Raw genomic sequence first — 18,779 nt, forward strand, 5'->3', positions numbered from 1 at the left:
GAGGGGAGACCGCGCCAGGCGGTCTCCCGTTTAAAGCGTCATCGCGGATCATGTCAGTCGCGAATGCCCGCCGCGAACATCGGCCCGCCCTTGTGGCGCGGGAAGCCGTAGCCATGCACCATCGTCACGTCGATGTCGGACGGTTTTAGCGCGATGCCCTCGTCGAGCACGGCGCGCGCTTCCGCCTGCATCGACGACAGGATGCGCTGCATGATCTCGTCAGCGGTGAACGTCTTGCGCTCGTAACCGAGGCGGGCGCTTTCCTCGAGGATGATCGCCTCGATCGCCGGGTCCGGCTGGCCTGCCTTCGCCCCATCTGACGGATAGGCAAACCAGCCGGCGCCGGTCTTGCGGCCGAAACGGCCGAGCTCGCAGATACGATCCGCGATTTTCGAATAGCGTTCGTCGGAAGGCCGCGTCTCGGCGCGGCGCTTGCGCATCGCCCAGGCGATGTCGAGGCCGGCCATGTCCTGGACGGCGTAGATGCCCATGGCGAAACCGTAGCCGCGCATGGCGGCGTCGACGTCCTGCGGCAGCGCGCCTTCCTCGAGGATGAAGTCGCATTCGCGGCGATAGGCCGACATGATGCGGTTGCCGATGAAGCCGTCGCAGACGCCGGCCAAAACCGGGATCTTCTTCAGCTTTTTCGCCAGAGCGAAGGCTGTCGCCAGCGTCGTGGGCGCCGCGGCATCGGTGCGCACGATCTCCAGCAGCTTCATGATGTGGGCAGGCGAGAAGAAATGCAGCCCGACGACGCGGGACGGGTCCTTCGTCGCCTCGGCGATCGCGTTGACGTCGAGATAGGAGGTGTTCGACGCGAGGACCGCGTCCGGACGGCAGACGCGGTCGAGCTCGGCGAAGACAGCGTTCTTGACGCCCATTTCCTCGAACACGGCCTCGATGACGAGGTCGCAATCCGCAAGCGCGCCGTAATTGTCATGCGCGGAAAAGCGGGACAGCGCGTCGTCATGGGCGGCGTCCGACAGGAGACCGCGCTTGCGGCTGCCGTCGAGAATGCCGGCGACGCGCTCCTGCGCCTTGCCGGCGGCGTCCGCGTCGCGCTCGGCCAGCGCCACGGTCATACCGGCGAGCAGCATGGCGGCGGCGATGCCGGCGCCCATGGTTCCGCCGCCGACTACGCCGGTGGAATCCAGGGGCAGGGGATCGACGCCTTCGATGTCTGCGGGCCGGCCGGTGTTGCGCTCGGCAAAGAACATGTAGCGCAAGGCGGCCGCCTGTTCGCTGTCGCGCAGGCGCAGGAAGCGGGCGCGCTCGGCGGCAAAGGCGTCAGGGACCGGCAGGGTGACGCCGTCGCGCAGCGCGTGCAGCGCCTCGACCGGCGAGGCCTGGCCGCGCGCCCTGGCGGCGATGGCCTTTTCCTTCTCGGCCCAAAAATCGTCGCCGGGCACCTCGCGCGGCGGCCGCGCCGAGACGGCTTCCGGCTTGCCGGATTGATTCAGTTCGGCGGCGTAAGTCCTTGCGTCCGCGAGGAGATCGCCGTCGGCGATGCGCTCGACAAGGCCGATCCCGTTCGCCTTTTTCGCGCCGACCGGTTTGCCGGAGGTGACCATGTCGATGGCGTCGTCGAGCGCGACGAGGCGGGGCAGGCGCACGGTGCCGCCGGCGCCCGGTACGAGGCCGAGGGTCACTTCGGGCAGGCCGAGTTTGGCGGCCGGATCGGCGATGCGGGCATGGCAGGCGAGCGCCAGTTCCAGCCCGCCGCCGAGCGCCGTGCCGTGGACCGCCGCAACCCAGGGGACGCGCGAGGCCTCGATCGCCGCCAGCACGTCCGGCAGATGCGGTTCGACGGGCGGTTTGCCGAATTCCCTGATGTCGGCGCCGGCGACGAAGGTGCGTCCGGCGCAGGCGAGCACGGCCGCTCCGACCGACGCATCGCCCTCGATCCGGGTGACGGCGTCCATGATGCCCTGGCGCACGGCGAGCGAGAGCGCGTTGACGGGCGGGTTGTCGATCGTGACGAGCGCGATACCGTCCTCGACGGTCACGGAAACGGGATTGGTCATCGGTCTGCGGACTTTCTGCGGGTGAATTCGACTGATTCTGTTTTGGATGCTCCGGACTTACCCGAAGCGATGCGGTCAAGGCCACCCAGAATGAAATCGGTGATGAGGCCGGCATAGGCGTCGCGGCTGATACCGGAACCTTCACGGTGCCACATATAGAACCAGTTGAGCATGCCGAAGGCCGACATGGCGGCCGGTTTCAGGAGTTCCGGCCGGCTGGCGAACAGCTCAGGTGCCGTGGCGCGGATTGCGTCGGCCATGATGGCGATGAGGTGGCGCTGCTGGTCCTTCAGTTCGCGCTGCTGATCTTCGGGCAGGGCGGAAATGGTATCGAGCTGCAGTTTGTGCTCGGCGTCGGCGTCGCGATAGGTGGCGAGGATGGCCGCGCAAAGCGCGTTCAGCGCCTCCGTGGCGTCGCTGACGACCGGGACTGCCTCGACCGCCTCGATCAGGTCCGTCAGGTGGGCATGGACGATGTCGAAGAGCAGGGCGTCCTTGCTCTCGTAATAGTGGTAGATCAACGCCTTGGAGACGCCGCAGACCTTCGCCAGCTGGCTCATCGACGCGCGGTCGTAGCCGTTTTCCGCAAAGAAGCCGGCGGCCGTCTTGAGAAGCGCGGCGCGCTTCTCGTCGTGATCCTTGGCGATCGTGCGGGCCACGTCGCTGCTATTCCTTCGGACGGTTGTCGAGAATGCGCTGCGCCTTGCCCTGGCTGCGCGCGACGCCTTCCGGCGTGGTCACGTCGACGCGGGCGGTGATGCCGATCACCTGCTTGATGCGCTCGCCGAGATCGGCGGCGGCGGTGGCGCGGGCGATCTCGTCGGCATGGTCGGCAAGCGCCTCGACATGGATGGTCATCTCGTCCATGCGGCCTTCGCGGGTCAGCTCGATCTGGAAATGCGGCGCCAGTGCCGGGATTTTCAGGATCTGCTCCTCGACCTGGGTCGGGAAGACATTGACGCCACGGATGATCATCATGTCGTCGGAGCGGCCGGTGATCTTTTCCATGCGCCGCATCGAGCGCGCGGTGCCGGGCAGCAGCCGGGTCAGGTCGCGGGTGCGATAGCGGATGATCGGGAAGGCTTCCTTGGTCAGCGAGGTGAAGACGAGTTCGCCCTTTTCGCCGTCGGGAAGGACCTCGCCGGTCACCGGATCGATCACCTCGGGATAGAAGTGGTCCTCCCAGATGTGCAGGCCGTCCTTGGTCTCGACGCACTCGTTGGCGACGCCGGGGCCCATCACCTCCGACAGGCCGTAGATGTCGACGGCATGCATGTCGAAGGCCTGCTCGATCTCCTGGCGCATGGCGTTGGTCCAGGGTTCGGCGCCGAAGATGCCGACCTGCAGCGGCGAGTTGCGCGGATCGAGCCCCTGCGCGCGGTATTCGTCGAGGATCGACAGCATGTAGGAGGGCGTCACCATGATGGTATGCGCCTTGAAGTCCTCGATCAGCGTGACCTGGCGGGCGGTCATGCCGCCGGAAACCGGGACCACGGTGCAGCCGAGTTTTTCGGCGCCGTAATGGGCGCCGAGGCCGCCGGTGAACAGGCCGTAGCCGTAGGAGACATGGACGACATCGCCTGGCCTTGTGCCGGACGCGCGCATCGAGCGGGCGACGACGGTCGCCCAGTTGTCGATGTCGTTGCGGGTATAGCCGACCACGGTCGGCTTGCCGGTGGTGCCCGACGAGCCGTGGATACGGGAGATCTGCTCGCGCGGCACGGCGAACATGCCGAAGGGATAATTGTCGCGCAGGTCCTGCTTCACGGTGAAGGGGAACCTGGCGAGATCGGACAGGTCCTTCAGGTCGTCGGGATGGACGCCGGCCTTGTCGAAGGCGTCACTGTAGAAGGGGACGTTATCGTAGGCGTGGCGCAGCGACCACTTCATCCGTTCAAGCTGAAGCGAGGCGATTTCGTCGCGCGAGGCGATCTCGATCGGGTCCAGTTCGTGTCGTGCCGGTGCGATGTCTTTCATGGGGTTCCGTTTCCTCCCGCAGGCGGTGGCTTGTTATTGCTATTGCTGGTCTTCGTCGAAGAGGGTGCCGCTGATCGTGCGCGCCAGGCCGCGGAACAGCGCGATGACGGCTCCGTCCTGGTTGGTGACGGTCGCGTCCCAGGTGCCGGAGCGGCCGCTGCGCGCGACTTCCGCCGCCACCGCCGTCAGCCGGTCTCCGGTCTTGCCGGGCGCGACGAAGGTGATCGTGTTCGACTGGGCGACTGTGACCTGGTTGCGGCTGTTGCAGGCAAAGGCAAAGGCCGAGTCGGCGAGCGCGAAGATGACGCCGCCGTGGCAGATGTCGTGGCCGTTGGTCTGGCAGTCCTGCACGGTCAGCGACATGGTCGCGGTGCCGGGGCCGACGGCGTCGAGCGACATGCCGAACCATTTCGAGGCATCGTCGCTCGCCCACATGGCGGCTGCGCTTCTTTCGGCGCGCTGCTGATCGCTGATCGGCATGGACGGTCTCATTTCTTTCCGGTGAATTCAGGCGCGCGCTTGTCGAAAAAGGCGATGACGCCTTCGGCATAGTCGGGCGTTCGGCCGGCGCGGCCCTGATATTCGGCCTCGACGTCGAGATGGGCGTCGAGCGTGTTGGCGGAAGCCTTGTGGATCAGTTCCTTGGTCAGCGCGTAGCCGACGGTCGGGCCCTTGGCGAAACCGGTGACGAGCGCGCGGGCCTCGTCCATCAGCGCCTCGTCGGGGCAGGCTTTCCAGATCATGCCCCAGTCGGCGGCCTTCGCGGCGGGAAGCGGTTCGCCGGTCAGCGCGAGGCCCTTGGCGCGCGCCTCGCCGAGCAGGCTGGTCAGCGCCCAGGAGCCGCCGGCATCCGGGATCAGGCCGATCTTGGCGAAGGCCTGGATGAATTTGGCCGATTCGGCGGCCAGCACGATGTCGCAGGCCAGCGCGATGTTGGCGCCGGCGCCGGCGGCGACGCCGTTGACGGCGCAGACGACCGGCTTGGGTGCGGCACGGATCAGGCGGATCAGCGGGTTGTAGAACTTGTTCAGCGTCTCGGAGAGGTTCGGCGGGCCGTCCATCTTGCGCGGATCGCGATCGCCGAGATCCTGTCCGGCGCAGAAGCCCTTGCCGTTGCCGGTCAGGAGGATGGCCCGGCAGGTCTCGTCGCCGGCTGCCTCTTCCAGCGCTGCGCGCAGCGCCAGATGCATCTCCTCGTTGAGAGCATTGCGCCGGTCCGGCCTGTTGAGGGTGATTTCGACCCAGCCGTCATGCCGGGCCGTCAGGATTGTGTCGCTCACGCCATCGCCTCCCACGAATAGGGCGTCGGCAGGAGTTGTGCACGACGCCGAGAAAATCGTTGCATAAACCGACCGGCCGGTCAATATTGTTTGCAGATGTTTCACAGGGAGGATGTGCGCTCATGACCGCATTGATGTTGGAAAGTTTCGCGGCCGGCAAGTGGATCGGGCCGGGACCGGATGCGCGCGCGATCGCCTCGGCGGTGACCGGGGAAGAGGTGGCCGTCGCCGGCTCCGCGCTCGATTTCCAGGCGATGCTCGACCATGCGCGCACTGTCGGCGGGCCGAAACTGCGGGCCATGACGTTCCATGACCGGGCGCGCATGCTCAAGGCGCTGGCGACCTGGCTCGGCGAACGCAAGGCGAAGCTCTACGAATTGTCGCTGCATGCTGGCTGCACCAAGGCCGACGCATGGATCGACGTCGACGGCGGCATCGGCACGCTGTTCGTCTTCGCCTCGAAGGGACGGCGCGAATTGCCGGACGCGCAGGTCTATGTCGACGGCGCGATCGAGCAATTGTCGAAAAAGGGAACCTTTCTCGGCCAGCACATCCTGACGCCGCTGCAGGGCGCGGCGATCCACATCAACGCCTTCAACTTCCCGGTCTGGGGCATGCTGGAAAAGCTCGCGCCGACGCTGCTGGCCGGCGTGCCGGCGATCGTCAAGCCGGCGACGGCGACCAGCTATGTCGCCGAGGCCTGTTTCCGGATGATGATCGAAAGCGGCATCCTGCCGGACGGCGCGGTGCAGTTCATCGCCGGCGGCACGGGCGACCTTCTCGACCGGCTGATCCCGCAGGACGTCGTTTCCTTCACCGGCTCGGCGGCGACCGCGCTGATGCTGCGCTCGAAGCCGCATATTCTCCAACACTCGATCCGTTTCATTGCCGAACAGGACAGCCTGAACGCGTCGGTGCTCGGGCCGGACGCGACGCCGGACACGCCGGAATTCGACCTTTTCGTCAAGGAAGCGGTCAGGGAGATGACGGCCAAGGCCGGGCAGAAATGCACTGCGATCCGGCGCATGATCGTGCCGAAAGCGGTCGAGGGCGATCTCATCGAGGCGCTGAAGGCCCGGCTTGCCAAGACCGTGATCGGCGATCCGGCCAACGAAGCGGTGCGGATGGGGCCGCTCGCCTCGCTCGCCCAGCGCGACGACGTGCTGGCGAAGGCGGCGGTGATCGGCACGGAAGCCGAATGCGTCTATGGCGATCCCAACGCATTCGCGGTCGAGGGCGCGGATGCGCAGAAGGGGGCCTTCGTGCCGCCGATGCTGTTCCGCTGTCCCGATCCGGCCGGCGCCAGCAAGATCCACGAGACGGAAGCCTTCGGGCCGGTCTCCACGGTCATGGCCTATGACACGCTCGACGATGCGATCGCGCTGGCGAACCGCGGCGGCGGCAGCCTCGTCATGTCGCTGATCACGCACGATCCGGCGGTGGCGCGCGCCGTCGCGATGGAGGCAGGGGCCTGGCACGGCCGCATCTACATCAACGACCGCGATTCCATGGGTGAATCGACGGGCCACGGTTCGCCGCTGCCGCATCTGACGCATGGCGGTCCGGGACGCGCCGGCGGCGGCGAGGAAATGGGCGGCGTGCGCGGCGTCTTCCACTACATGCAGCGCACCTCGGTCCAGGGCAGCCCGGACATGCTCGGCGCGGTCGCCGGTACCTTCGTCCCCGGGTCGAAAACCTTCGAGGCCGACCGGCATCCCTTTACCAAGACGTTTGGGGAACTGCAGCTCGGCGAGACGCTGCACACCAGGTCGCGCACCGTCACGCTAGAGGACATCGAGCATTTCGCGGAATTCACCGGCGACACGTTCTACGCCCACATGGACGAGGAGGCAGCGAAGGCCAATCCGTTCTTCCCGGGCCGCGTCGCGCATGGCTACCTGCTGCTGTCATTTGCGGCCGGGCTGTTCGTCGAGCCGTCGCCGGGCCCGGTTCTGGCCAATGTCGGGCTGGAAGGCCTGAAATTCATGAAGCCGGTGTCCCCGGGCGACTCGATCAAGGTGGCGCTGACGGTCAAGCGCAAGACCAGGCGCACCGATACCTATGGCGAAGTGCGCTGGCATGTCGTCCTGACCAACCAGGACGACGAGACAGTCGCGGAATACGAACTGCACACGATGAACGCCTACGCCTGATCGCCGCAATTCATGGGCGATTTGCGGTTGCATGGCCTGACGGAATATATCGCTTTGGGTTGCAAGGCGATTCGGACAGGGCATGACCGACAGATCTCAGGCGTGGGATACGATTATCGAACGGCTGCAGGGGCCGGGCAGGCTGCGTGTCTGGTCGGTCATCATCACGGTGTTCGGCGACGCCATCGCGCCGCATGGCGGGTCGATCCCGCTGCAGACGCTGCAGGAAATCATGAGCCGTCTCGGCATCGAGGCCGGTGCAGTGCGTACGGCGCTGTCGCGGCTCGCCTCCGAGGGCTGGGTGACGCGCGAACGCGAAGGCCGTCTCAGCCACTACAGCCTGGCGCCGCAGGGCCAGCGGGCCTTCGACGAGGCGACGCAGCGCATCTATGCGGCGCGGCCGTCGGAATGGGAAGGGCAGTGGACCGTGGCCGTTCCGACCAACGGAAACGGCGAGGCCGGTCCGGGATTCAAGGCCGCGGGGTTCGCATCGCATGGCGGAACATGGGTCCGGCCGGATGTCCGCAACGCACCCGAACTGCCGGTCAATCTCGACGGCTTCCTGGTCGTTTCGGGGACGGCTGTCTCGGTGCCGGCGGACGTTCTGGCGCTCTGGAATGTCGATGACATCGTCCGGCAGGTGCGCGATTTCGCTCGTTACATCGCGCCGCTCGCCGAGGCGCTGGAGGGAGGGGCTTCGCCGCAACCTCTCGATGCGCTGGCGGCGCGCACGCTGCTGATCCACGAATGGCGGCGCATGGTTCTGCGCACGCCCCCGCTGCCCGATGCGCTGCTGCCGCCGGAATGGCTCGGCCGCGAGGTGCGGGCGCAATTGAAGAGCATCTATTCGAGGCTTGCAGGCCCGAGCGAGGCGTGGCTGACATCGGCCGGCCTGCCGCCGCTCGTCGATCCGGACGCCTTCGCGGCCCGATTCGGGTCTTCCTGATCAGTCTTCCAGATAGGCGAAGGTCATCATCGAGGTGACGGCCGTCTTGCCGTTGCCGCCGACGACATCGACGCTGGTATAGGCCATGCGCTTGCCGTTGGAGAGGACCGTGACGCGGACTTCCGCATCGCCCGGCGGCAGCGGGCGCATGAACTTCACGCTCAGATCGACCGTGGTGCAAAAGCGGAACCGCCCGTTGACGGCAGCGAGCGTCACCACGGAGCAGGTGTCGGCGGCGGCCGCTGTCGCCTGGCCGCACACGACGCCGCCGACATGGACGAGGGTCTTGTTTTCCGGCAGCAGGAACGTCCCGCCCTCGGCTGTGAATTCCACCGGTTTCAGCCCAAGATCGATGACCCACGGCGCGAAAGCCGTTGCCAGCAATTCCCCGGCCTCCTTCACTGCGAACGCCATGCGCTGCCCTTTCTTATTGTGTTACGAAATATTGCCATGTTAATAAAATTCTGTTACACATCATCCCAGACATTCAATATGCACCGGAGCGAGCAATGTACAGCCAGGGACTGATCGGCGCGCAGACCGCAACCGACGAAGACGAGGCGTTTCTGGAGCGGTTTCAGGCCCGCGTTGATGCCGACGAGAAAATCGAGCCGACGGACGAGATGCCGGAAGGCTATCGCCGCACGCTGATTCGCCAGATCGGCCAGCACGCGCATTCCGAAATCGTCGGCATGCTGCCGGAAGGCAACTGGATCACGCGCGCGCCGTCGCTGCGCCGCAAGGCGGCTTTGCTCGCCAAGGTGCAGGACGAGGGCGGCCATGGGCTCTATCTCTATTCGGCGGCCGAGACGCTCGGCGTCAGCCGCGAGCAGATGACCGAGGAACTTCTGTCCGGAAAGGCGAAATATTCCTCGATTTTCAACTACCCGACGCTGACCTGGGCCGATATCGGCGCGATCGGCTGGCTGGTCGACGGCGCGGCGATCATGAACCAGATCCCGTTGTGCCGCTGTTCCTACGGGCCGTATTCGCGCGCCATGATCCGGGTCTGCAAGGAAGAGAGCTTCCACCAGCGCCAGGGCTACGAGATCATGATGACGCTGGCCAACGGCTCCGCCGAGCAGAAGGAAATGGCGCAGGACGCGCTCAATCGCTGGTGGTGGCCGTCGCTGATGATGTTCGGTCCGCACGACAGCGAAAGCCAGCATGGCGACCAGTCGATGAAGTGGAAGATCAAGCGCTTCTCCAACGACGAGTTGCGGCAGAAATTCGTCAACGCGACCGTGCCGCAGGCCGAGTTCATCGGCCTCAGCGTTCCCGACCCCGAGTGCAAGTGGAACGAGGAAAAGCAGGGCTACGATTTCGGCCCGATCGACTGGGACGAGTTCTGGCGCGTCGTCAAGGGCGGCGGCCCGATGAACAAGGATCGCATCGCCGCGCGCCGCAAGGCGCATGAAGACGGCGAATGGGTGCGCCAGGCGGCGATGGCCCATGCCGCCAAGCGCAAGGCGCGCGCGGCCGCAACCAAAATCGCAGCGGAGTAACAGACATGACCACGCAGACCCCCCTCTGGGAAGTTTTCATCCGGCCGCGCAACGGCCTTGCGCACCGCCATTGCGGTTCGCTGCATGCCGCCGACGCGGAAATGGCGCTGCAGGCGGCGCGCGACGTCTATACGCGGCGCGGCGAGGGGACCTCGATCTGGGTCGTGCCGTCGGCCGAGATCACGGCGTCCGATCCGAAGGACAAGGACGCGCTGTTCGAGCCGACCGCCGACAAGATCTACCGGCATCCGACCTTCTACGAGATCCCCGACGAAGTCGGGCATATGTGAGCGCCGGGACGGTCCCATGAAGAAAGAACTTTTCGAACTGCTGCTGCGGGTTGCCGACGATCACCTGGTCCTCGGCCACCGGGTCTCCGAATGGTGCGGCCACGCGCCGACGCTGGAGGAAGACCTGGCGCTGCCTAATATCGCGCTCGACCTGATCGGCCAGGCGCGCTCGCTCTATACCTATGCCGGCGAGATCGAGGGCAAGGGCCGCGACGAGGATGCGCTCGCCTATATGCGGCGCGAACGCGAGTATCATAACCTCCTGCTGGTCGAACGCCCGAACGGCGACTTCGCGCAGACCGTGTTGCGCCAGCTCTATTTCTCGGTCTTCATGCATGGATGGTGGCGCGAGGCGGCGAAATCGACCGACGAGACGCTGGCCGCGATCGCCGCCAAGGCGGTCAAGGAATCCGTCTATCACGTGCGCCACGCCGCCGAATGGACGATCCGTCTCGGCGACGGCACCGAAGAGAGCGCGCGCCGCATGGCCGCAGCGGTCGAGGCGCTCTATCCCTATACCGGCGAACTGTTCGAGACCGACGCGGTGACGGACGCGCTTTCCAAGGCCGGCATTGCGCCCGATCCGGCGTCGCTGAAGGCCGAATGGGAGCGCACCATCGCCGATGTCTTCGCCGAAGCCGAGCTCGCCCTGCCGGGCGAAGCCTGGCAGCATTCGGGCGGCCGCAAGGGCGTCCACAGCGAGGATATGGGTCATCTGCTTGCCGAGTTGCAGCACATGCAGCGCACCTATCCGGGGCTGACATGGTAGCCGATACCGCTGTCGATCGCGCCAAAGCGCAGGCGAAGGCGACGCAGGCGAAGGCTTGGGCCGCCGCTGCCGCGGTGCCCGACCCGGAAGTGCCCTGCGTGACGGTCGCCGATCTCGGCATTTTGCGTTCGGTCGAGATCGCCGACGACGGCGCCGCCGTCGCCAAGGTGACGCCGACCTATTCCGGCTGCCCGGCGACGCTGGCCATCGAGCTTTCGATCGAGACCGCGCTGCGCGAAGCAGGCTTCGAGGCGCGTGTCGAACGCGTCCTGTCGCCGGCTTGGACGACTGAGTGGATCGGCGAGGAAGCGCGCGAGAAACTGCGCGAATACGGCATCGCACCGCCGGTCGAGGCGTCCGGCTCGATCCGTTCGCTGTTCGGCGAAACCACTGTCGCGTGCCCGCGTTGCGGCTCGACCGACACCGAGCGGGTCTCGGAATTCGGCTCGACGCCGTGCAAGGCGCACTACCGCTGCTCGGCCTGTCTCGAGCCTTTCGACTATTTCAAATGCATCTAGGAAAACGGTCGTTTCCCATGTCCACGCAATTCCACGAACTTTCCGTTGCCGATATCACCCGCGAGACGCCGGATTCGGTGTGCGTCGCCTTCGACGTGCCCGAGGCGTTGCGCGAGGCCTTCCGCTACAAGCCGGGCCAGCACCTGACGCTGCGCACGACGATCGGCGGCGAGGATGTGCGTCGCTCCTATTCGATCTGCTCGGGCCTGAGCGAGGGACGGCTGCGCGTCGGCATCAAGAAGGTGCCGGGCGGCGTCTTCTCGGCTTTCGCCAATGACAACCTGGCGGCGGGCGATGTCATCCAGGTGATGGCGCCGCAGGGCCGCTTTGCCGTCGACGTGTCGGAAAACGCCGCCAACAACTACCTGATGATCGCCGCCGGCTCCGGCATCACGCCCGTGCTGTCGATCATCCGCTCGACGCTTGAGGGCGAGCCGATGAGCGAGGTGACGCTGGTCTACGGCAACCGCGAGACGGCCTCGATCATGTTCCGCGAGGAACTGGAAGACCTGAAGGACCGCTTCCTCGACCGCTTCCGCACCGTGCATATCCTCAGCCGCGAGACGCAGGACGTACCGCTGTTCAACGGCCGCATCGATGCCGCGCGGCTCGAGAAGCTGGCCAGCGCCGGGCTGATCCAGCCGGGCGAGGCGGATGGCATCTATATCTGCGGACCGGGCGAACTGATCGACGAGGCGGCCGACGCCGTCGCGGCGCTCGGCGCGGACCGCGGCCGCATCCATTTCGAACGCTTCACGGCCGACGGCACGCCGCACAAGGCGTCGAAGGCGGCGCTCGAAGCCGCGCAGAAGGGCGCCACGGTCGAGGTGATCCTCGACGGCGTATCGAAGAATTTCGCCTTCGACGATCCGTCGAAGAAGGTCGTCGATGCCGCCGCCGCCAAGGGGATCGACCTGCCATTTTCCTGCAAGGGTGGCATGTGCGCGACTTGCCGCTGCAAGGTGGTGGAAGGCTCCGCCGAGATGGACGCCAATTTCTCGCTCGAGCCGTGGGAAACCGAGGCCGGCTACATTCTTGCCTGCCAGGCGCGGCCGACCTCGGAGAAGCTGGTGCTGGATTTCGACGCGGTGTGAGCCGTCCGTTCAGTCCCCGCGTATTCTCAGTCCGTCCAGGAACACGTCCATCAGCCGGATGACCTTTTCCTGCCAGCCCGCCTGCTCTCGCGTGTAGCACATGCCGAGCAGCGCGCGCATGACGTCTTCGGGCGCAAGGTCGTCGCGAATCTCGCCCGCCTCGATGGCGGCCGCCATCAGCCTGCCGATTGCGGCAAGCATCCGGGCGGAGGAATCTGCATATAGCGCATCGGAACTTCCGGCGGCCGGGGTGAGGGCGGCCAGCATGCCCTTCTTCGTCGCGACCATTCCTATCTGGGCGTGCAGCCATTGGCGCAGGGCCTCGAAGGGCGGCTTTTCCTCGGCAAGCCTCGCGGCCAGCTCGACGAGCTGATCGACCTCGCGCTTGTAGACGGCCTGGAACATCGCTTCGCGAGTCGGGAAGTGCCGGTAAAGCGTGCCGATGCCGACGCCGGCTGTCTTCGCCACTTTTTCGAGGCTCGCATCCGGTCCGCCCGCGCTGAAGACATCATGCGCCGCGGCGAGCAACTTCTCCCGGTTTCGCAGGGAATCTGCCCTCGGTTTGCGGGTTGCCTTTTCGGATTCCTGTTCCATCTTTCCAGTCATAGCATTTTTCGCTTGCAAAACGGAGGCACCCTCCGTATAAATTGTTCAGGCGGCCGATGCATATCTTCCCGAGACATGTACGCGGTGCCGCGCCCTTTATGAGGGGCCTTTTCACGTCGCACAGACGACCTTCTACGTCGACCCAAATCTCAGACCCCGAACGATCGGAGCGAACATGTCTCTGTCCGTAACGCTTACCATCAACGGCGACCGGAAGGACGTCGTGCTCGAAGACCCGAGGGTAACGCTGCTCGACCTCCTGCGCGAGCGGCTGCACCTGACGGGAACCAAGAAAGGCTGCGACCGCGGCCAGTGCGGCGCCTGCACCGTGCTGGTGGACGGGCGGCGCATCAATGCCTGCCTTGCGCTTGCCGCCAGTCTGGACGGCGCCGAGGTGATGACCATCGAAGGCCTCGCCGTCGGCGGCCGGCTCGCCACCGTCCAGTCGGCCTTCATCGAACATGACGGCTTCCAGTGCGGCTTCTGCACGCCGGGCCAGATCATGAGCGCGGTCGGCCTGATCCTCGAGGGCGACGCAGGGGACGACCCCGACCGCGTCCGCGAGGGCATGAGCGGCAATCTGTGCCGTTGCGGCGCGCATGCCGGAATCATCGAAGCCGTGCTCGATGCGCAAAAGCGCGTCGCCGGAGAAGAAGGGAAGGCCGCATGAACCTGTTCGACTATGTAAGGCCCGCATCGGTGGCCGAAGCCGTCGCCGCGGCCTCCAAACCCGGCGCAGCCTATTTTGCCGGCGGCACGAACTTGCTCGACCTGATGAAGACCGGCGCGCTGACGCCCGGCAAGCTCGTCGACATCACCCGTCTGCCCGGCCTCGACCGCATCGAAACCCTCTCCGAGGGCGGGATGCGCATCGGCGCGATGGTGCGCAATGCCGACCTGGCGCGCGCGCCGGATTTCGCGGCGGCCTATCCGGCGGTCGCCGAGGCGCTGCTTTCGGGCGCCTCGGCGCAACTGCGCAATGCGGCCACGGTCGGCGGCAACCTGATGCAGCGCACGCGCTGCGCCTATCTCGCCGACCCGGCCAGCGTGTGCAACCGGCGTGATCCCGGTGCCGGATGCGACGCGCTCGAAGGCGAGAACCGCACCCATGCCGTCCTCGGCTGGTCGGACGCCTGCATCGCCACGCATCCATCCGATTTCTGCGTGCCGCTCGTCGCTTTTGACGCTGTCGTGGAGATCGAGGGGCCCGAAGGGCGCCGCGAAATGCCGCTGGAAGAGTTTTATCTGCTTCCGGGCGAAACGCCCGAGCATGAAAGCGTGCTGGCCGGCGGCGAACTGATCACCGGATTGCGCCTGCCGCCGGAGGCGGCGGATTTCCGCGCCCGGTCCCGTTATCTCAAGCTGCGCGAGCGCACCTCCTTCGCCTTCGCGCTCGTCTCTGCCGCTGCCGCGCTGCAGATCGAGGACGGGACGATCGGAAAAGCCCGTCTCGCGCTCGGCGGCGTCGCCGCCAGGCCCTGGCGGGCGCGTTCGGCGGAGGCGCTGCTTCGGGGCGCGGAGCCGACCGCGGAGAGCTTCGCGCGGGCAGCGGAAGCGGCGCTCGCCGATGCCAAACCCTCCGGAGACAACGCCTTCAAGATCGAACTCGCCAGGCGGGTCGTGACCCGCGCCTTTCTTCTCGCCGCAGCCGGTACGCCCGAAAGCGTGCCCGCATTGCCGGCATCCGTCTTCAGCTCTGACACCGGAGTATCCATTCATGCCTGACACGATTCCATTTCCGAGCGCGCAAGTCCGTTTCGGCTCGTCGAGCGGCCAGCCGCTGACCCGGCGCGACGGTTTTCTCAAGGTCACCGGCGCGGCGACCTTCGCCGCCGACAACCATCCCGAAAACCTGCTGCATGCGGTCGTGGCGGTCAGCACGATCGCGCGCGGCCGGGTCGTCTCGCTCGACGTCGAGGCGGCTAAGGCGCATCCGGGCGTGGTCGAGGTGATCACGCCCGCGAACTGCCCGCCGCTGGCGCTCGATCCGGACGAAAAGCACGGGCTGTTCGGCTTCCGCTTCGACGCGTTGCAGAACGATCGCGTGCGCTATGCCAAGCAACCCATCGCTCTCGTCCTCGCCGAGACGCTGGAAGCGGCGACCGAGGGAACGCGGCTTCTCGCGCCGGTCTACGAGACCGAGCCGGCCCGGATCGGCTTTGACAATGGAGAGCCATACGCCCCGGCCACCGTCGGGGTCGGCGGCGCGCCGGATTTCGATCGCGGCGACCTTGCCGCCGGCCTTGCCGCGGCGGCGCATCTGGTCGACACTGAATACGAGACGCCGGCCCAGTATCATAACGCGATGGAGCCGCATGCGATCGTCGCCGAATGGGACGGCGACACGCTGACCATCGATACGCCGAACCAGGCGATCGTCTTGTCCCGGGCGGCCTATGCGGCCTTTTTCGGCATCCCGCCGGAGAACGTCTATCTGCGCAGTCCGTTTCTCGGCGGCGGTTTCGGCTCCAAGGCGATCCTCGCGGGGCCGCAGATCCTCTGCATCCGCGCCGCGCGGATGCTGCAGCGCCCGGTCAAGCTGGCGCTGCCGCGCGACCAGATGTTCGGACCGGTCGGCCATCGCGGGGCGACGCGGCAGCGTCTGCGGCTCGCAACCGATGCCGAGGGAAGGCTGACCGCGCTGGAACACCACGCGGTGGCAACGACCAGCAGTTTCGACGAGTTCATCGAGCCCGCTGCCAATGCCTCACACAATCTCTATGCCAGCCCGGCGATCTCGACCCGGCACGGCGCGGTGCGGGTCGACACCGGCACGCCTGGCCCGATGCGCGCGCCCGGCGAGGCGTCCGGCTCGGCGGCGCTGGAATGCGCTTTGGACGAGGCCGCGGCGGCCATCGGGATCGACCCGCTGGAGATGCGGCTGCGCAACTATGCCGAGACCGACCCGGCGACGGGCCGGCCGTTCTCCGCCAAGGCGTTGCGGGAATGCTACGCGCAGGGCGCCGAACGCTTCGGCTGGGCGGGCCGTCCGCTGGCGCCGCGGCAGATGACCGACGATGCCGGACGGCTGGTCGGCTGGGGCATGGGCAGCGCCCTGTTCCCGGCGCCGATGTTCCAGGCCGAGGCGCGCGCGACCCTGCGCGCCGACGGCACGGCGCTGGTGGAGACGGCCGCCGCCGACATGGGGCAGGGCGCGTGGACGGCGCTGGCGCAGATCGCGGCGGATTCCCTCGGCCTCGATATCGAGCAGGTGGAATTCCGCTCGGGCACCTCGGATCTTCCCGACGGCGGGGTCGCCGGCGGCTCCGGCCACACCGCCACGGCGGGCAGCGCGCTTCACAATGCGGGGACCGACGCGATTGCCAAGCTGGCCGAGATCGCCGTCAACGATCCGGCGTCGCCGCTGTTCGGCGCCGGCAATGCGGGTGTCGAGGCGCGCGAGGGCCGGCTCTGGCACCGTGAGGACGAGACCCGCAGCGAAGGCTATGGCGACATCCTCGCCCGTTCGGGCATGGAAAGCCTCGAAGGCAGCGGAACGGGCGGACGCGATCCGGCCGATGCGGAGGCGCGGGCGATGTTCTCGCACGGCGCGGTCTTTGCGGAGGTCAAGGTCGATCCCGATCTCGGCCAGGTGCTGGTCACGCGGCTTGTCGGCGCGTTTGCGGCCGGTCGGATCATCAATCCGAAACTGGCGAGGAGCCAGCTCTATGGCGGGATGATCTGGGGTCTGTCCTTCGCCCTGCACGAGGAGGCGATCCATGACCGCCGCACCGGCCGTCCGGTCAATGCCGATCTCGCCGGCTATCACATCCCGGTCCATGCCGACATTCCGGCCATGGAGGCGCTGCTGATCGACGAGGACGACCGATACGTCAACGTACTCGGGATCAAGGGCGTCGGCGAAATCGGCATCACCGGCACGGTGGGCGCGATCGCCAATGCGATCTGGCATGCGACGGGCGTGCGGGTGCGCCGGTATCCGATCCGCATCGAGGATCTGATCGGCTAGGCCGGATCGCGGCGGGCGGGAACCGGCCGCCACGAAAGCAGACCGCCTGCCCGAATTTCCGGCGGGCGGTTTTTCGTTCGGTGTTGCGGAGCGGCCCTTGTCAGGCCGCCCGCCGGTTCGTGTCGAAGGGGATCTGGACGTCGACTTCGAGAGTCGAGACCTGCGCGCCGCGCTCCAGCTTCACGTAGACCTTGTTGTCGTCGACTTTCACGTGCTTGGAGATGACTGCAAGGATTTCGTCCCTGAGAATAGCGACCAGGTCGTTGCCGCCCACCGATGCCCTTTCATGGGCGAGCAGCACCTGCAATCGCTCGCGCGCTGTCGAAGCCGATTTCGGCCTGACGAAGAGGCGGAGGATATTCATGCGGCCTTCCTTCCGAAGAACTTGCCGAAGAATCCGCGTCTGTCGCTCGGGATCGTGATCGGCACGGCTTCACCGGTCAATCGCCGCGCGGCCTCGAAATAGGCCTGCGCCGTTTCGCTGTGCTTGTCGGCCAGCGTCACCGGCGTGCCGAGGTTCGAGGCGCGCAGGACATCCATGCTTTCGGGTATGATGCCGAGCAGCGGGATCGACAGGATTTCCAGGACGTCGTCGACCTGCAGCATGTCGCCGCATTCGGCGCGGGCCGGGTCGTAGCGGGTGAGGAGCAAGTGCTTTTCGACGCGCTCGCCGCGTTCGGCCTTGACGGTCTTGGCGTCGAGCAGGCCGATGATGCGGTCGGAGTCGCGGACCGAGGAGACTTCCGGATTGGTCACAACAATCGCGATGTCGGCATGGCGCATCGCCATGGTCGGCCCGCGCTCGATGCCGGCCGGGCTGTCGCAGATAACCCAGTCGAAATTCTTCTTCAGCGCCGTGATGACTTCCTCGACGCCCTCGGGCGTGAGCTTGTCCTTGTCGCGGGTCTGCGATGCCGGCAGCAGATAGAGGTTTTCAAGCCGCTTGTCGCGGATCAGCGCCTGCTGCAGCTTGGCCTCGCCCTGGATGACATTGATCAGGTCGTAGACCACGCGCCGCTCGGCGCCCATGACCAGATCGAGATTGCGCAGGCCGACGTCGAAATCCACGACCACGACCTTCTCGTCGCGCTGCGCCAGTGCGGCGCCGAGAGCCGCCGTGGTCGTCGTCTTGCCGACACCGCCCTTGCCGGATGTCACAACGATCGCCTTACCCATTGCCTTCTCCTTTTTCCGGCCGCTCATCGGCTCAGTTGAATGTTTCCGCCAAAATCGAATCGCCTTCGAGCCAGAGCTGGACGGACTGCCCGCGCAGTTCGGGCTCCAGGTCTTCGGAGGTCTTGTAGAGGCCGCCGATCGCAATCAGTTCCGCTTCGAGCTTGCGGCAGAAGATGCGCGCGGAGGCGTCTCCCATCGAGCCCGCCGCGGCCCGTCCGCGCAAGGTTCCGTAGATATGGATCGACCCGCCGGCGACGACTTCCGCGCCCGACGCGACCGATCCGACAACGGTTATGTCGCCTTCGAACATCAGCGATTGTCCGGAACGCACCGGTTCGGTGACGATGATCGAGGGCACCGTTCTTCCCGGCTTCCATTCCGGACGGCGCGAAGCGGCCGCCGGCCTGGCCTGATCGGCGCCCGGCGTTCTTGCCTCCGGTGCTTCGAAATCGGGGGCCGGGCGCCCGCCGC

General features: G+C 66.5%; 20 protein-coding genes. 10 read left to right on the forward strand and 10 right to left on the reverse strand.

Annotated elements, in window-relative coordinates; translation table 11 throughout:
* Nucleotides 1–53: 53 nt before the first annotated feature.
* The 5 genes from IG169_RS14005 to paaG are packed head-to-tail and all read right to left on the reverse strand — an operon-like array spanning nucleotide 54 to nucleotide 5,281.
* A complete protein-coding gene (locus IG169_RS14005) occupies nucleotides 54–2,024 on the reverse strand; it encodes a 3-hydroxyacyl-CoA dehydrogenase NAD-binding domain-containing protein (RefSeq protein ID WP_193176840.1) in 1,971 nt (656 codons plus the stop codon).
* A complete protein-coding gene (locus IG169_RS14010) occupies nucleotides 2,021–2,683 on the reverse strand; it encodes a TetR family transcriptional regulator (RefSeq protein WP_193176841.1) in 663 nt (220 codons plus the stop codon). The genes IG169_RS14005 and IG169_RS14010 overlap by 4 nt, the downstream gene beginning before the upstream one ends.
* 7 nt (nucleotides 2,684–2,690) lie before the next feature.
* Nucleotides 2,691–4,001: a phenylacetate--CoA ligase PaaK gene (paaK, locus tag IG169_RS14015; RefSeq protein ID WP_193176842.1), complete on the reverse strand. Its 1,311-nt coding sequence runs from the start codon at nucleotides 3,999–4,001 to the stop codon at nucleotides 2,691–2,693.
* A gap of 39 nt (nucleotides 4,002–4,040) precedes the next feature.
* On the reverse strand, nucleotides 4,041–4,481 hold the full coding sequence (paaI, locus tag IG169_RS14020) for a hydroxyphenylacetyl-CoA thioesterase PaaI (RefSeq protein ID WP_193176843.1): 441 nt from the start codon (nucleotides 4,479–4,481) through the stop codon (nucleotides 4,041–4,043).
* 8 nt (nucleotides 4,482–4,489) lie between these two features.
* A complete protein-coding gene (paaG, locus tag IG169_RS14025) occupies nucleotides 4,490–5,281 on the reverse strand; it encodes a 2-(1,2-epoxy-1,2-dihydrophenyl)acetyl-CoA isomerase PaaG (RefSeq protein WP_193176844.1) in 792 nt (263 codons plus the stop codon).
* A 122-nt stretch (nucleotides 5,282–5,403) separates the two neighbouring features.
* On the opposite strand from paaG, the gene paaZ reads away from it, so the two are divergent.
* Together paaZ and IG169_RS14035 are read left to right on the forward strand one after the other, a co-directional pair.
* Nucleotides 5,404–7,434, forward strand: coding sequence for a phenylacetic acid degradation bifunctional protein PaaZ (paaZ, locus tag IG169_RS14030; RefSeq protein ID WP_193176845.1), 2,031 nt, complete (start codon nucleotides 5,404–5,406; stop codon nucleotides 7,432–7,434).
* Nucleotides 7,435–7,516: 82 nt separating this feature from the next.
* The gene (locus IG169_RS14035; protein WP_193176846.1) at nucleotides 7,517–8,380 is read left to right on the forward strand and encodes a PaaX family transcriptional regulator; all 864 of its coding nucleotides are present in this window, start codon (nucleotides 7,517–7,519) and stop codon (nucleotides 8,378–8,380) included.
* Here IG169_RS14035 and IG169_RS14040 read toward each other — a convergent pair whose 3' ends face one another.
* Nucleotides 8,381–8,794: a PaaI family thioesterase gene (locus IG169_RS14040; protein WP_193176847.1), complete on the reverse strand. Its 414-nt coding sequence runs from the start codon at nucleotides 8,792–8,794 to the stop codon at nucleotides 8,381–8,383.
* Nucleotides 8,795–8,889: 95 nt separating this feature from the next.
* Here IG169_RS14040 and paaA point away from each other — a divergent pair, with 95 nt between their 5' ends.
* Genes paaA through paaE form a run of 5 tightly spaced genes read left to right on the forward strand, consistent with a single transcriptional unit; the run spans nucleotide 8,890 to nucleotide 12,556 of the window.
* A complete protein-coding gene (gene paaA / locus IG169_RS14045; protein ID WP_193176848.1) occupies nucleotides 8,890–9,885 on the forward strand; it encodes a 1,2-phenylacetyl-CoA epoxidase subunit PaaA in 996 nt (331 codons plus the stop codon).
* A gap of 5 nt (nucleotides 9,886–9,890) precedes the next feature.
* The gene (gene paaB / locus IG169_RS14050) at nucleotides 9,891–10,175 is read left to right on the forward strand and encodes a 1,2-phenylacetyl-CoA epoxidase subunit PaaB (protein WP_193176849.1); all 285 of its coding nucleotides are present in this window, start codon (nucleotides 9,891–9,893) and stop codon (nucleotides 10,173–10,175) included.
* A gap of 16 nt (nucleotides 10,176–10,191) precedes the next feature.
* Nucleotides 10,192–10,944 carry a 1,2-phenylacetyl-CoA epoxidase subunit PaaC gene (gene paaC / locus IG169_RS14055; RefSeq protein WP_193176850.1) on the forward strand — a complete coding sequence of 251 codons (753 nt, stop codon included), beginning with the start codon at nucleotides 10,192–10,194 and terminating at the stop codon, nucleotides 10,942–10,944.
* Nucleotides 10,938–11,462: a 1,2-phenylacetyl-CoA epoxidase subunit PaaD gene (gene paaD, locus IG169_RS14060; RefSeq protein ID WP_193176851.1), complete on the forward strand. Its 525-nt coding sequence runs from the start codon at nucleotides 10,938–10,940 to the stop codon at nucleotides 11,460–11,462. The genes paaC and paaD overlap by 7 nt, the downstream gene beginning before the upstream one ends.
* 17 nt (nucleotides 11,463–11,479) lie before the next feature.
* Nucleotides 11,480–12,556: a 1,2-phenylacetyl-CoA epoxidase subunit PaaE gene (gene paaE / locus IG169_RS14065; protein WP_193176852.1), complete on the forward strand. Its 1,077-nt coding sequence runs from the start codon at nucleotides 11,480–11,482 to the stop codon at nucleotides 12,554–12,556.
* Nucleotides 12,557–12,565: 9 nt separating this feature from the next.
* Here the strand turns inward: paaE and IG169_RS14070 are convergent, their stop codons facing one another.
* Nucleotides 12,566–13,162: a TetR/AcrR family transcriptional regulator gene (locus tag IG169_RS14070; RefSeq protein WP_246717383.1), complete on the reverse strand. Its 597-nt coding sequence runs from the start codon at nucleotides 13,160–13,162 to the stop codon at nucleotides 12,566–12,568.
* Between the two features lie 175 nt (nucleotides 13,163–13,337).
* On the opposite strand from IG169_RS14070, the gene IG169_RS14075 reads away from it, so the two are divergent.
* From IG169_RS14075 to IG169_RS14085, 3 genes are read left to right on the forward strand one after another with little or no spacing between them, the layout of a single operon-like run.
* Complete coding sequence (locus IG169_RS14075) at nucleotides 13,338–13,832, forward strand: (2Fe-2S)-binding protein (protein ID WP_193176853.1); 495 nt, start codon at nucleotides 13,338–13,340, stop codon at nucleotides 13,830–13,832.
* Entirely contained in the window at nucleotides 13,829–14,887 is a 1,059-nt protein-coding gene (locus tag IG169_RS14080) for an FAD binding domain-containing protein (RefSeq protein ID WP_193176854.1), read from the forward strand. The genes IG169_RS14075 and IG169_RS14080 overlap by 4 nt, the downstream gene beginning before the upstream one ends.
* Nucleotides 14,880–17,132 carry a xanthine dehydrogenase family protein molybdopterin-binding subunit gene (locus IG169_RS14085; protein ID WP_193176855.1) on the forward strand — a complete coding sequence of 751 codons (2,253 nt, stop codon included), beginning with the start codon at nucleotides 14,880–14,882 and terminating at the stop codon, nucleotides 17,130–17,132. Before IG169_RS14080 ends, IG169_RS14085 begins: the two co-directional genes overlap by 8 nt.
* A gap of 100 nt (nucleotides 17,133–17,232) precedes the next feature.
* Here IG169_RS14085 and minE read toward each other — a convergent pair whose 3' ends face one another.
* The 3 genes from minE to minC all read right to left on the reverse strand — a co-directional run.
* Complete coding sequence (gene minE, locus IG169_RS14090) at nucleotides 17,233–17,496, reverse strand: cell division topological specificity factor MinE (protein ID WP_193176856.1); 264 nt, start codon at nucleotides 17,494–17,496, stop codon at nucleotides 17,233–17,235.
* Nucleotides 17,493–18,308 (reverse strand): septum site-determining protein MinD, encoded by an 816-nt coding sequence (gene minD / locus IG169_RS14095; protein ID WP_193176857.1) that lies wholly within the window; start codon nucleotides 18,306–18,308, stop codon nucleotides 17,493–17,495. The genes minE and minD overlap by 4 nt, the downstream gene beginning before the upstream one ends.
* A 31-nt stretch (nucleotides 18,309–18,339) precedes the next feature.
* Nucleotides 18,340–18,779, reverse strand: a 440-nt coding sequence (minC, locus tag IG169_RS14100) for a septum site-determining protein MinC (protein WP_193176858.1), incomplete at its 5' end; no start/stop codon positions are given.

Source organism: Oricola nitratireducens, from assembly GCF_014904745.1.
GTDB classification, from domain to species: Bacteria; Pseudomonadota; Alphaproteobacteria; order Rhizobiales; family Rhizobiaceae; genus Oricola; species Oricola nitratireducens.